We start from the raw sequence: 13,974 nt of genomic DNA on the forward strand, positions 1-13,974 counted from the left end.
CAATGGATTAAAAGTTTAAAACATAAAAAAAGCGACTATTGTAAAGCTGCTTTTCGTTATGATTATTTTTTATAAAAAATTTGATGTGAGTGATTTGGTAAAAGCAAGAATGAGAGTATTTAAATAAGTTTTTGGAGTTCGCGTTGTAGCATCTGAAAATCTATTGCACCTTGATACACTCACCTAACTCTGGGATATGAGCTTAGATTAATTATGTTAAAACAGCTGGTTACCTGATTTAAACGATAAGAAATTACATTTTTCTTTTTTGAGGTTTCAATCTGGCAAAAATGATAGTTTTGAGCGAGGAACGGTCGTTGATAAAACCGGTATAAACTCACTTAACTCGAGAATCTGAACTTAGATTAATTTCACTAAAACAGCTGGTTAGGCTAATTAAGCTAAAAATGGCAGCTTTTTTTCTAAATTATCGCGATTTTTATCAATTATTTTTTCTTTCCGTCAGTATTTTTCTGAGGTTTCAACCTTGATAAAATGGCGTTTTGAGGGTTCTAGTCATCTAACGCCATTAACATAATTATTGAAAAAGACTTTCAACTAACTCGTTTTTGCCGCAAAACGTGCTAAGACGAATGCCACAAAAGAGCGATTAGCGGAAGTTGAATGTAACATTCATCGACAATATGAGTAGCTATTTAGTTGTGTCTAGCAATGCTCTTTACGATATTACCTTCAATAGCATTTTGATTTACATGATTGATTAATTGCGGGAAAAACTCTAAAAATAACATTTCCAATTCCCTATAGTGACACTCAATATCCTCAATGGCTCCAGAAAAATTATTAGTAAAACGGATACGTTGGGCTATATTGTCAAGTGCTACGCCTATACCTGTTATTGTTTCATAATCTTTAAACCAATCATTTTTGGTCATATTATTAATAACTTCTTGCATTCTACAAGGCATATCAGGAATACGTTTACTCAAAAGTTGATAACTATTTTGTTTAAAAGCAGCCAATGGTTCTTTATTAAAAAGAGTCCAATGCTGAATAAGAAAGTGATCAAATACTACATCAATCGCAATACTCGCGAATCGTTTACGTTTTTGAGAAAAATACCGCTTAGCTTCTTTAACTGCTGCGTGGTTATCTGTAAATTTATCGACTAAATAATGATTGTCTAACGCTTTTTGCACTGTGACTGGTATATGCTTTACATACCTTTTACCACCAAAATCGCCAAGAAGATTACCAAAATGAGAATCTGCATTGGGTTGTGCTAAGTAAAGGTGAGCTAAATAGTTCAAAGTAGTTATCGCTATATTTGATGGGATTCTGACCAAATCCTGAGTTCATCTAAGATATTCAGTGCAGTTTTACCGAAATCGGTTAGCTCATAAGTTACAGCAACAGGTCTATCACTTATCACTTTTCTGAGTACCATCCCTTCACTTTCTAGTTCCTTTAGGCGTTGGTCGACCATTTTTTTGCTGGCACCGCCAAGCATACGGGTTAGGTCATTAAACCTTACAGGTTCATCTTTAAGGTGATAAATAATGGAGCCTTTCCACTTTCCGCCAATTAAACGCATGCCTTTTTCAATAGCGCAGGGTTCAGTGCATGCATTCAAAACTTTTTTTCTACCTTTACTATCTGTTTTTACGACACTTTCCATCAATCCTCCTTATAAAAACACTAGGTTACTAAAAGTATACTAATTGATAACTTTAATCAGGTAACTAAAATATACCACACATAGATTGAATTAGAGAATGTTTCTCTTATTTATTTTTTGCTGAAATTTAATTTGGAGTTGTTTTATGAGCACTACTGATTCGAAGAACGTGTTAATTATTAATGCCCACCAGTATTACCCATTTTCCGAAGGCAAGCTAAATGCAGCCTTAATTGATAAAGCAATAACACTGCTTGAGGGTAAAGGTTATAACACTCGCGTAGTAACAATGAGTGTTGAGTACGATGTAGAAGAGCAATTAGAACACCATCAATGGGCAGACATTGTATTCCTGCAATCGCCCAGTAACTGGATGGGTGTGCCTTGGTCATTTAAGAAGTATATGGATGAAGTTTATACCGCTGGTATGGGGGGAGCGTTATGTGTTGGTGACGGCCGTACAGAAGAGGCACCAAAGAAAAACTATGGTATGGGCGGCACGTTAACTAAAACCAAATATATGATGTCTCTTACTTTTAATGCTCCGGAAGAAGCATTTAACGATGAAGATGAATTTTTTGATGGTAAATCAATAGACGATTTAATGTTCCCTATGCATATGAACTTCAAGTTCTTTGGGATGAAACCAATGGAAACATTTGCCTGTTTCGATGTTATGAAGAATGCCGATGTAGAAAATGATTTCAAACGCTTTGAAACTCACATTAACAAACATTTTTAGGAGACTAAAATGAGCATTGAATATACCAATAAATTACATGCTGGTGCAGACTTCCCGACTATTGAAGCAAAGTTATTAAATGGTGATGTAAAGAAGCTATCAACACCTGAAAATGGCTTGGATTGGAAAATGGTAGTTGTTTACAGAGGCCAGCATTGTCCTCTTTGTACGCGATACCTCAACCAATTAGAAAGTGCGAAAAACTTACTGGCTCAAACAGGCGTAGATTTGATCGCCGTTTCCGGAGACAGTAAAGAACAACTAGAAAGTCATATGGAAAGACTTGATGTTAGTTTCCCTATCGCCTACGGCCTTACTACTGAACAAATGGAAGAGCTTGGCTTGTATATATCAGACCCTAGATCGCCTGAAGAAACTGATCATCCATTTGCTGAGCCGGGACTATTTGTAGTTAACAGTGAAGGTAAAGTGCACGTTGCAGATATTTCAAACAACCCGTTTGTAAGACCAGAACTTCAGTCATTAATTAGTGGCTTAGGCTGGATACGAAATCCTGCTAACAATTACCCTATTCGCGGTATGCATAAATAGGAGTTCCTATGAAAAAAGCTTTATTGGCTAGTGTTATATCAGCCCTATTGTTTAGCAATGCGTTTGCAAAAGAAAAGAAAGTTGAACCTGCTCATCTCGCATCGCCAAGTCAATATGAGCTTCTACTTGAAAACGACGAAGTTTTTGTACTTAAGATGACGCTTAAACCGGGTGAACAGGACAACTGGCATAAACACAATGCTGAAACTGTATATTTCGAGAAAGGTGGTAAGGCAACGATAACAACAAGTGATAAAGACATGACGTTGGAGATCCCTGATGGTTATGTGATGTGGCATGACCAATGGGAACATCAAGTTAAAAATGTTGGTGACACAACTATCACCGCAATTATCGTTGAAAAGAAATAATGATGTCAAAGACGCAAATTAATATTGATATCGTTTCTGATGTGGTTTGTCCTTGGTGTGTAATTGGCTATGGTCGCTTAAAAACGGCATTAGCCAATTTTGACACTAAATTCGACGTTAATATTGTCTGGCACCCCTTCGAGCTTAACCCCAGTATGCCAAAAGAAGGTGAAAACCTAAGACAACATTTGTCGAAAAAGTATGGAACTACAATAGAGGGCAGCATTAGAGCCAGAGCGATGTTAACTGAAGAAGGCAAAAAAGTTGGCTTCACATTTAACTACTTTGATGAAATGAAAATGCTTAATACGCATCAATGTCATCAACTACTTCATTGGGCCAAAGAAAGTGATTTGCAAAACCAATTAGCAGAAGCACTTTTTGAGCATTTTTTCGGCAACAGAGGCACATTTACTGAGCCAGAACTTATCCATATTGTTGAAAAGGTCGGCTTGAACTCGCTGCAAGCACAGTCTGTATTAGCTAACAACTCATATAGTGAGGAAGTGAAGTTAATCGAAGAGCACTGGCATCAAAGAGGAATACATGGCGTACCATTATTTATTTTTAATGGCGAACAGGCCCTTTCAGGTGCACAAGAAGTAGCAACTTTTGTACGTGTACTCAATCAATATTTAAATAGAGACTATTAATTATGTTTACTTACCATGAGCCGGATACGGCTCCAGAAGAATCGAAACCATTGATGGAGCAATCTTTAGCTGGCTTTGGCATGATCCCAAACCTCCACAAAATTTTAGCTGAAGCTCCAGCAACTTATAAAGCGTACAACCAAACATTTACAAGCTTCATGAAAGACACAACGTTTAGCCCGGTTGAGCAACAAGTTGTTTTTATGACGTCTAACTTTGAAAATAATTGCCACTATTGTGTTCCCGGCCATACGTGGATGATGAAGTCATCTAAAATGCCAGATGATGTTATTGAAGCGTTGAGAAATGGCACTAAACTGCCAGACGCAAAGCTTCAAGCGCTTCATGATTTCACAAAAGCCTTATTAGATAACCGAGGCCATATTGGCGACGACAAACTCAATGAGTTCTTAAATGCAGGGTATACAAAGCGCCAAGCTTTAGAAGTGTTAACTGGATTAGCAGCTAAATTAATCTCTAACTTTACCAATGCGTTAACACATACAGAAGTAGATGATGCGATGAAACCTTACGCTTGGGAAAAACCGGAGAAATAATATGGCACTAGAAAATCATCCAATGTGGAGGTTACCAAAACACCACTTAGATCATGATGATGCACATGACCACGTGCATTGGGTCGAGTTATTTTACGATTTGATTCATGTGGTCATCATCTTCTTACTTGGTAATTTTTTAAGTGACCACTTAACCGTGGGTGGTTTTCTAGCATTTGCCGGACTTTTTATTGCTGTATGGTTTGCATGGGCAGACTCTAGCGTATTTAACTCGCTCTATGTCAGCACCGACGTAAAACATCGACTAATCATGTCCTGCCAAATTGTTACAACAATGGTTATGGCTGCGTCAATTCCTCATGTCTTAGATAAGGGCTGGATGTATTTTGCCCTTGCTTATGCAGTCAATAGAATGATCACCGCCTATTTGTATCACAGAACAAATAGGCTGGGTGTTGAAGCAACTGTGCTTTCCCGTACAGTAAGCCGCAACTTCTTTGTTCTTGCTATAGTATTCGCCATAAGTGCTTTTCTACCTGCCCCATTTAATTTCTTATTATTTGGACTTGCCATAGTTTCTATCCAACTACTATATATGCTGCCCAAAGTTGGTGTTTTAGAGTGTAAGCGATTTTTACCTCGGTTAGGGCATATGTCTGAGAGATTTGCGTTACTGCTTCTCATTGTTGTTGGCGAAGGATTCTTTAAGCTCGTGATCACCCTTTCCGAAAAAGGGGTGTATAAAGTTACTCCCGAAGTACTTTTTAACTTCATGTTCGGCGGTATCGCTGTGTTTATCCACTGCTGGATTTACTTCGATTTTGTTGGTAATGGAAAACCGAAGAATCAAGAAAAGTGGACACTAGTTAACTGGTGGTTAGCGCATTTGTTCTTAATGCTGTCGGCTGTGATGGTGGGTGTTGCGCTTGCAGGTGAAGTGAAAGTAGGATTCTGGGATCCGTACCCGCTCAAATATGGTGCCATAGGGTGTATCGGGCTTGCCTCATATTTACTGTGTCTACTTTGGATTCAATTCAATATCGAAGAACGTGTTGCTCATCGATTTGCTACCGCAAAAGTACGGATGTTTGGTGTTGTTTTGGCTTTAGCAACATTATTGATCCTACCCTACGTGCCTGCTCTAGTAGGTAATCTTTTATGGGGTACGGCGTTAATCTCTCAAATAGCCATTCCAGTAACAAGAGCCTATCTTACCTTTTCCAAAGAAGAACAGGCTAAAGTTTAAGAATTCGGCACTAACGGTTAACTCAATAATAAGCGGAATAATTAATCGATGGGCAAGGCACTAACAACAAGAAAGAAGGTATACGATATTCTCGAACACGGGTTCGACGGTTCGAAAACTAGTCGATTATTTAGTGGCTTTATCGTGGTGCTTATCATTTTAAACGTTAGTGCCATTATTATTGAGTCCTATAAACCAATAGGAGAAATGTATCACCAAGAGTTTCTCTTATTTAACATCTTTTCTGTTATTGTGTTTACGCTTGAATATTTCGCGAGGATCTGGGTTTCAGTTGAATCACCGCACAGTGACCGTTCTGCACCAATAAAATCAAGAATTAAGTATTTATTCAGTCCAGTATCACTTATTGATTTGTTAGCAATAGCACCTTTTTACTTATCGTTCATATTTGCCATAGATTTAAGATATCTGCGCATGCTTAGAATGCTTAGGTTATTGAAACTAAATCACTATTTCAAAGGACTCCGACTATTCATGGACGTCTTGAGAAAAGAATTACCCAGCATAGGTGCTGCAATTATCATTATGAGTGTTTTAGTTATACTTTCGGCTAGTGTTATGTATAGCGTTAAGCATGAGGCACAACCTGATGTGTTTGATAGTATTCCCAGCGCAATATGGTGGTCTGTAGTGACCATGACAACCGTTGGTTATGGCGATGTAACACCAGTGACTTTTTTAGGGAAATTTATATCCATTTTTATAATGCTATTAGGTGTTGGTATTGTCGCGTTGCCCGCTGCAATGCTTGCAGCCAAGTTCGGTGATGAGCTTAGAACTAGAAGACAATTGCTAGAAAGAGAAATTGCTACAGCTTTAGAGGACGGTATTATTACTAACGAAGAACAAATAGCTATTGAAAGGCTATCTGAATCGATAGGTATCTCAGCTAGTGAACTAGAACAAGCCATATTGAAATACAATAGAAATATGACTTGTTCAGTGACGTGTGATAATTGTGGTAAAGAGACTACTAGTAGCAATAGAAATCAGTAAAAATTAATTTTTAACTAATAGATAACTTGAGTTTATATACAAGTTTGGTTTTTCAGCAAGTTAAATCTTTGAGCAATTTAAACGTCCGAATTTGGCACAAAGCGGAAGTAACCCTCTGAATTTAATTATGTATCCGACAGTAATGAGCAAATTACTGTCATTCATCGATTTTTAAGCCCCTTGTTTTTTACCTCTTAATTAAAGACTTCCTCCATATTCATAGAATACACAGCTTTATCTTTCTCAAAGCTATCAGATTATATTATTTAATTATGCTGGCAACGAGTTATCAACTTTGTTAAAAATAACGCACTCATAAAAGTTAGTCATTACAAAGCAGAGATATGTGAGATTTTCGCACTATTAAATTGTTAGCGTTTCAAGGGGAGTTAGTGAAAGTATCATTCTTATTAATAGCAGGTGCTTTAATACTAAGTGCGTGTTCCACTACAAAGCAAAATGTTTCAAATGAACATTTAGATTTAATTGGTAATAAATACGCAGTACTTGATTATTGGCTAGCTAGTAAAAAGGTAGCCCCTAAATACCCTCAACAGGCTAAAACGCAAAAGATATCAGGTTGCGTTGAGTTCTCATTAATTATTGACTCTGACGGAAAAGCAATAAACCCCACGATAATAAAAGCATTTCCTGAGGGTGTATTCGATGTTCAGGCTACAAGGGCTATAAAAAAATGGAAGTGGAAACCAACAGAAGCCAATTCAAATAGACAACCCGTTGCAACAACTATTCAGCATGACTTTGTTGTTAGGAACTCTTCTAATGGTAAAGACGCATTCAAAAACTGTAAAATATAAGTAATCGTAACAAAGCATTATTCAACAAACTATTACAAACCTCTTCATGCTGCATGATTCACCAAGGAAGTATCATGGAATACTTTAGAATAAAAAGGCAAGATATTAGTGCTTTGGATCAGTATGGATGTATCGCCTTTTCATCTAGTAAAAGAATTACCTATCGACTAATTGAAATATATTCAGGCTCCCTTTGTATATTGGATGGTAGCCATTTAGTAGCAATGACAATAGATGGCGGTGTGTATTTACCCCGAACGTTCTTTAAATGATACAGACTTTGAAAAAACTGATTCAAGAATTAACTCTTTGAATCTAAGTGACTAATTAATTTTTTTGTAACTAGCAAAAAGCAATTCAAACGCAACAATGTACTTTTCACAACAATAAACCATACTTAGAAATGTTTTATGACATAGCTTTGTTTGAAGCATAGGACAAGGAGAGCTAAATAAACAAAGCATGCATGTCGAAGGGTATTAATCGATAACCTGATGTAACAGCTTAATTAAACTAAGCGTTACCAACGTTCAAGGGTACCATTATGCTCAATACTTTAAGTGTAAAAAGCAGACTCACGATCCTAATCACAGTGCCCATTGTGGCGTTTATTGTGCTCGCCTTTGTAACATTAGCACTGACAAAGTCATTAGTTTCAGGCATTCAAAGTATCAACAACGACCGAGTTGTGCCGCTTAAACAAATCAAAGTGGTATCGGATAATTATGCAGTCAGCATTGTAGATAATTTACATAAATATAATGCGCAATTAATGACAAAAAGTCAGTTACTAAATGCAATTGAAAGTGCGGAAAATGTCGCAAATGAAAACTGGCAAGCTTATTTACAAACTGAGCTCACCACTAAAGAATCTCGCCTTATTCAAACAAGTGAAAGGCTATTTGATAAGGTAAAACAAAAAGTAAATTGGTATAAAAACCAAATTAGCACTAATCAACCACTTTCCAGTTCGCCAGAGATGTTTGTCAAAGAAATGTACGATGTCTTTGACCCGTTTAGTAGTAGTTTAAACGATCTTATTGACCTACAACTCGATACTTCACAGGAGTTTACAGACAGTGCCACAGCCACTTACCAATCTGAACAAACTAGTTTAATTATTGCCTGTATTGTATTGCTAATTGCGACTACTTTCATGGGGCTTGCAATCTATAAATCGATTATTACGCCCATTCGAAATATTGGTACAACAATGGCAAATATTGCAGACAATACGGACTTAACATTACGTGTTGATATACAAGGTAACGATGAGTTTTCCAATACAGCTGTCAGTGTAAATAAGATGATCAGCCATTTCCAATCTCTTATTGAGGAACTTCTCAGCGCGGTAAAAACACTGAGTATCGAATCAGAACAAATGTCGCGCAATAGTAGCCAAGTTGCGGCAACGACTGAGCAGCAAGAACACCAAACTGCTATGATTGCTACCGCCATTACCGAAATGAGCGCAGCCATTGGTGAAGTAGCATCCAATGCCATTAGCACTTCTCATAAGGCGAACGAATCAGATATTACCGCCAAGCAAGGCTTAGCAAAGGTTCAAGAAAACATTGATTCTATTAATCAGTTAAATCAGGTTATTAGCCATACCAAGGAAGACATTGATTTACTTAGCGAAAAAACCAGCGAAATTAACTCTGTGGTGCAAATTATTCAAAATGTCGCTGAGCAAACCAACTTACTTGCACTCAATGCGGCAATTGAAGCAGCCCGCGCTGGTGAATCAGGCCGAGGTTTTGCCGTTGTGGCCGATGAAGTCCGCCAATTGGCGCACAATACACAAAAAGCAACAGAGCAAATCAGTGCTATGATTATTGCTCTGCAAGATGCATCCAAACGCGCGGTTTCAAGTATGGAAGATGCCTCAAATAAAGCCGGTAATAGTGTGGATATAGCCGCATTATCGGCGAATTCAATCCAATCTATAGCAAAAGCAATCACTGAGATCGCTGATATGAATATAGTGGTATCTACCTCAACTGAAGAACAAACTACAGTTGCCGCTGAAATTTCACAAAGTATCAATGAATTTAGCGATAGTATTCGCAGCGTAACTATTAGCGCATCTGATATGGCTAAAACAGGCTGCACGCTGTCTGAGCTTTCAAGTAGGCTCAACAAAGATATTAGTATTTTTAAAGTGTAAAATTTGAATCGCCTATAACGAAAAATCTCAAATATATGTCACTCGCGTAGCATTATGATGAAACGGTTGTGTAAACACACTAATGAGTTCATTCTTTAGATGCCAAAACACAAGCCATAAAGCTTGCTAACTAGAGAGCGCTTATATTTGAGAACAATTAAAAAATTTAAAATATAACGAGTTATCATTGTTTGCTTAGTACTGTAAATCCCCTTTACGCTTTTTTAAAAAGTGTATCGGAGAAAAACTTGTCACTTACATAGTGCCGAGCAATAGCGTAATAATACCCACAATCACATTTAACGTTAGCGCTTCACCTATTACGATATAACCCCAAATTGAGGCAAAGCCCGGTATTAAGAAAGTCACAGATAATGCCGAACCTGAGCCGATCTCAGCCACTAAATCAAAGTAAAAAATAAATGCTAACCAGGACAGACAATACCTAAAATGACCACTGCAAGCCAGTCACCGATTAATGACATATGATTGATTGGGAAAAACGGCAGTCGCGGAATAAGTAAAACCACCCTTGCCCACAAACTACCGTGAGAGGAATCAAAACCTGTGATTTGCTGTTATATATGCTTAGTATAATTAGTTGCAATGCCATAACACACAGCTGAAAATATTGCGGCAAATATCGCATTTAAGCTTTCGGCATCAATTATTTTAGGGGCTAATCCCACCATAAGAATGGCGCCTAAAATGCCAATTCCTAAGCCACACCATCCTTGTTTTGATATTTGTTAGCCATGCCATACTCGCCTTACCAAGCTGCCCCAAATCGGCGCAGTCGCATTTAAAATGCGAGCATTGCAACCGTGAGTGTTTGCGCAGAATAAGCAAAGAGCATCAAGGGAATCGCAGAATTAAAAAACCCGACAAAAAAGTAGTGCCGCTATAATCCTTTCATTACTACTTTTCGGCTCATAAAAATTGCAATTAACGACAGGCTTAATGCAGCAAATAACATTCTCGCTTCAATTAAAAATACTGGCGCAAAACTGTCGACTGCAATACGAATAAGTAAACTGATGCCCCCCAAATAGCAGCAAGCAAAAGTAACAAACAAATTGTCTATTCGTCATATTTAAGGCCTTTAAAATCATGGCATACAAAGCCTGAGCACATAAATAGACGACTAATACTGAATCGAAAAAATGATTTAACGACTTAACATAGTCAGCCATGAAAATGGCTAGGAGCTAATTTCGGCAGTCAAATTAATCCATTATAAGGGTGTAAAAAGACGGCATTAAAATAACGTAATTCAAAAAATGTAAAAACAAGAAAAGGGGCTTAAGCATACTCGAAAAGTTAAGGTTTCGTCCCATATTTTGCGTAAATTTTCTCTATTTCACCGTTTTTTGACATTACTTTTAACGCACGATTGAGTTCTTTCTTAAGCCCAGATAAGTTTGGCTGTACGCGCATTGCAACAGGTAATTCGCTTACCATCATTATTGGTATCAGCTGTAATTCATCATTTACTTTTTGATAATAAAGCGCAGTTGCTTCCCCCATAATAGCGTAATCAATACGTCCGTAGTTTACTTGTGACAAGAGTTCTAATTCTGAGCGAGATTCAACTTTTACTATTTTGCTTTGCGCAAAGTGTTGTTCAAAGTCACCATAGCGATAGCCTCTAACAATTCCCAACACTTTTCCATAAAGGTCAGTCGGATTTTTCTCTTGATTATTTTTTTTACTTATTATGACTTCGCGAGAAAAAGCATAAAAGTCACTATAAATACCAGGGGATTGAGTGTGACGTCGCCAAATTGGGTTGACTCCTGGTTCAATATCTATTTTGCCTTGATCGAATAAATTAAGGCCACGCGCTACCGAAAAATTCACAAAATTAAACTGATGACCTGTCAATTCAGAAATGCGTGTAAAAATATCAGGAAATATCCCTTTTACCTTATTATTTTCAACAAAGCTATATGGCGGATTTGCACTGTGATAACAAAGCACGGTGTAATTCTCAGCCTTTAATAAAAAACTTAAAAAACAGAGCACCACAAGTACAAACCTAAGCATCTTTTCTCCTTTTATTTAATGCAATAAGTATAGTTGCTAAAAAGCAATGCGCCTGAATTAAGTTGTTAAAGGAGTTGGCCCCGCTTATTAAAAAAACTACTTATATTGATGATTATTATTCCTAATTAATGAGTTAGCTAACAACTTTAAACAACTAACAGTTATTAGCACCATTAATACTTTTGCGTTAAGTTAGAATCTGTTGTTCTTTGTTTAATAATTAAGCTAAGAGCTAAAATCGCCTTGTTCAAGACGGAAATAATGAGGTTTAGTCATTTAAATAAATTATTTTCAACGCAGAGAAAGACGATTCTAGCCTCATCCCTAAAGGGAAATGGCTATTTGTTCAACTACTGGCACTGGCAATTCACTCATTTAGCACGCTAAATCACGTTATTGCCGCTTTGCTATCGGAATAAATATCCTATTGCTGAAAATATCAACAAAGATAAACAAACCCTATTTTTTCACTTTGGCTATGCTTTTTTGAGCCAAATAAAATAACAATTCCAATAAATTTTGGTTCAACAGAAGAAGACGCTGAGATGGCAAATAAAGTATTTATTGCAACAAGCTTAGATGGCTATATCGCTGATAAAGATAATAAAATTGATTGGTTACATCAATTACCAAACCCGAATGGGGATGATCTTGGTTTTGATGCTTTTTTCGATGGAATAGATGCCTTATTAATGGGTAGAAATACCTTTGAAATGGTACTTTCTTTTGATGTTGATTGGCCCTACAGAAAACCGGTATTTGTTCTGACCAATACATTAACACAGGTGCCAAAAGGCTTTGAAGGTAGAGTTTTTTTAGTTAATGGTGAGCTACAAAACATCGTTAAAAATTTAACAAAACTGGGCTATCACAATTTGTACATAGACGGTGGTAAAACCATACAAAGCTTTTTAAAAGAAGACTTAGTCGATGAAATGATCCTGACACGCATCCCTGTGCTTTTAGGTCGCGGTTACCCATTATTTGGTGATTTACCAGAACCTTTAGGCTTTAAGCTATTGGAAAGTCAGATATATATCGATACAGTGGTGCAAAACCATTATGTAAGAGACAGGTAATGCAGTATCCCAATGCACTTATTGCAGGCAGTAAAATTGCTGTTTGTGCATTTTCATCCGGTGTGGCAGAAGCATTTCAGCCAAGGTTAGCCTTGGCTCTCGCCCAGATTGAAGCATTAGGCTTTAAGCTTGTGCTAGACCCTAATTTAAAATACAACCACCAGCATGTCAGTGCGCCTAAAGAAATACGTGCCTCACAACTAATGCAGTACCTTCTTGATGACAGTATTGATGCCATTATGCCGCCATGGGGCGGCGAATTTGCAATGGAATTACTCGATTTACTTGATTATGACAAGTTAGCAGCGGCGAAGCCAAAATGGATTATTGGTTTTTCAGATGTGAGTACGCTGCAAATTGCCCTTTCCACCCGCCTAGGTTGGGCGAGCATGCACACTGCCAACCTGATGCAACTTGTTCCCAATCAACAAGATGATGTAACACAGGCGTTTTACCACGCAATTACCTTGGGTAAGGGGGAGTGCTTTTCCCAAACCCCATCTAACTATTTTGAGAAAAAACATAGCAATATCATTGAAAACCCAGAGACTCCCTATAATTTAACTGAATGGACAAACTGGCAAACCTTAAACTGGCCCAATAAAACCGTTTCTGGACGGTTAATTGGTGGGTGTTTAGATACCATTGTTTTTACCTTAGATAGCCCTTATTTTGACCTTGCACACTTTTGTGAAAGCTACCAGCAAGATGGCGTTATTTTATACATAGAAAACGCCGAATTATCACCAACTGCATGGCTTCGCGCCTTGTTGATGCTAAAGTTTAGAGGACACTTATCACGTATCAATGCACTTTTAATTGGCCGCCATGCTGCCGCAATTGCCGATAAACAGTTAGATTTTTACCAAGCGTTAAAACAAGCTGAAATTCACATACCTATTATGTTTGATATGGATATTGGCCACCAAGCGCCTAATCTCACGCTTATCAATGGCGCACTCTGCGAGATAACTCCTGAGCTTGAGCTTAAGCAAACGCTCATTTAACGCAAAAACATTGTACTTAAGCGCAAAGCTTTTTAGCATGCGTTAGTGCGCTCAAAAATAGAATATTAGGAACATACAATGAAAAAACGTAACCTTTCGCTTGTTGCGATAGCGAC

Annotated in this window: 15 protein-coding genes; 11 read left to right on the plus strand and 4 right to left on the minus strand. The window is 37.5% G+C overall.

The features are described 5' to 3' along the window. Positions 1-656: 656 nt before the first annotated feature. Both ABYD77_RS13260 and ABYD77_RS13265 read right to left on the minus strand, forming a co-directional pair. Positions 657-1,271 carry an ACP phosphodiesterase gene (locus ABYD77_RS13260; RefSeq protein WP_372770609.1) on the minus strand — a complete coding sequence of 205 codons (615 nt, stop codon included), beginning with the start codon at positions 1,269-1,271 and terminating at the stop codon, positions 657-659. Positions 1,272-1,282: 11 nt separating this feature from the next. Next, entirely contained in the window at positions 1,283-1,639 is a 357-nt protein-coding gene (locus ABYD77_RS13265; RefSeq protein ID WP_085286222.1) for a helix-turn-helix domain-containing protein, read from the minus strand. Positions 1,640-1,784: 145 nt separating this feature from the next. On the opposite strand from ABYD77_RS13265, the gene ABYD77_RS13270 reads away from it, so the two are divergent. From ABYD77_RS13270 to ABYD77_RS13310, 9 genes are all read left to right on the plus strand, one after another. Then, entirely contained in the window at positions 1,785-2,381 is a 597-nt protein-coding gene (locus ABYD77_RS13270; protein WP_372770610.1) for an NAD(P)H-dependent oxidoreductase, read from the plus strand. 9 nt (positions 2,382-2,390) lie between these two features. Next, positions 2,391-2,933 (plus strand): peroxiredoxin-like family protein, encoded by a 543-nt coding sequence (locus tag ABYD77_RS13275; RefSeq protein WP_372770611.1) that lies wholly within the window; start codon positions 2,391-2,393, stop codon positions 2,931-2,933. An 8-nt stretch (positions 2,934-2,941) separates the two neighbouring features. Next, complete coding sequence (locus tag ABYD77_RS13280; protein ID WP_372770612.1) at positions 2,942-3,304, plus strand: cupin domain-containing protein; 363 nt, start codon at positions 2,942-2,944, stop codon at positions 3,302-3,304. Between the two features lie 2 nt (positions 3,305-3,306). Next, positions 3,307-3,957, plus strand: coding sequence for a DsbA family oxidoreductase (locus ABYD77_RS13285; protein ID WP_372770613.1), 651 nt, complete (start codon positions 3,307-3,309; stop codon positions 3,955-3,957). A 2-nt stretch (positions 3,958-3,959) separates the two neighbouring features. Beyond that, positions 3,960-4,514, plus strand: a complete 555-nt coding sequence (locus ABYD77_RS13290; RefSeq protein ID WP_372770614.1) for a carboxymuconolactone decarboxylase family protein — start codon at positions 3,960-3,962, stop codon at positions 4,512-4,514. A 1-nt stretch (position 4,515) separates the two neighbouring features. Then, positions 4,516-5,721, plus strand: coding sequence for a low temperature requirement protein A (locus ABYD77_RS13295; protein WP_372770615.1), 1,206 nt, complete (start codon positions 4,516-4,518; stop codon positions 5,719-5,721). Positions 5,722-5,769: 48 nt separating this feature from the next. Beyond that, on the plus strand, positions 5,770-6,738 hold the full coding sequence (locus ABYD77_RS13300) for an ion transporter (protein WP_372770616.1): 969 nt from the start codon (positions 5,770-5,772) through the stop codon (positions 6,736-6,738). Positions 6,739-7,130: 392 nt separating this feature from the next. Further along, positions 7,131-7,556 (plus strand): energy transducer TonB, encoded by a 426-nt coding sequence (locus tag ABYD77_RS13305; RefSeq protein ID WP_372770617.1) that lies wholly within the window; start codon positions 7,131-7,133, stop codon positions 7,554-7,556. A gap of 544 nt (positions 7,557-8,100) precedes the next feature. After that, positions 8,101-9,726, plus strand: a complete 1,626-nt coding sequence (locus ABYD77_RS13310; RefSeq protein WP_372770618.1) for a methyl-accepting chemotaxis protein — start codon at positions 8,101-8,103, stop codon at positions 9,724-9,726. Positions 9,727-9,981: 255 nt separating this feature from the next. Here ABYD77_RS13310 and ABYD77_RS13315 read toward each other — a convergent pair whose 3' ends face one another. Both ABYD77_RS13315 and ABYD77_RS13320 read right to left on the minus strand, forming a co-directional pair. Further along, positions 9,982-10,128: a hypothetical protein gene (locus tag ABYD77_RS13315; protein WP_372770619.1), complete on the minus strand. Its 147-nt coding sequence runs from the start codon at positions 10,126-10,128 to the stop codon at positions 9,982-9,984. 918 nt (positions 10,129-11,046) lie between these two features. Further along, positions 11,047-11,772, minus strand: a complete 726-nt coding sequence (locus ABYD77_RS13320) for a substrate-binding periplasmic protein (protein ID WP_372770620.1) — start codon at positions 11,770-11,772, stop codon at positions 11,047-11,049. Positions 11,773-12,317: 545 nt separating this feature from the next. Between ABYD77_RS13320 and ABYD77_RS13325 the strand changes: the two genes are divergently transcribed. Together ABYD77_RS13325 and ABYD77_RS13330 are read left to right on the plus strand one after the other, a co-directional pair. Next, on the plus strand, positions 12,318-12,851 hold the full coding sequence (locus ABYD77_RS13325; protein ID WP_372770621.1) for a dihydrofolate reductase family protein: 534 nt from the start codon (positions 12,318-12,320) through the stop codon (positions 12,849-12,851). Beyond that, positions 12,851-13,858, plus strand: a complete 1,008-nt coding sequence (locus ABYD77_RS13330) for a S66 peptidase family protein (RefSeq protein ID WP_372770622.1) — start codon at positions 12,851-12,853, stop codon at positions 13,856-13,858. Before ABYD77_RS13325 ends, ABYD77_RS13330 begins: the two co-directional genes overlap by 1 nt. Positions 13,859-13,974 lie beyond the last annotated feature (116 nt).

Origin of the sequence: Pseudoalteromonas sp., from assembly GCF_041629635.1 — a bacterium.
Lineage (GTDB): Bacteria > Pseudomonadota > Gammaproteobacteria > Enterobacterales > Alteromonadaceae > Pseudoalteromonas.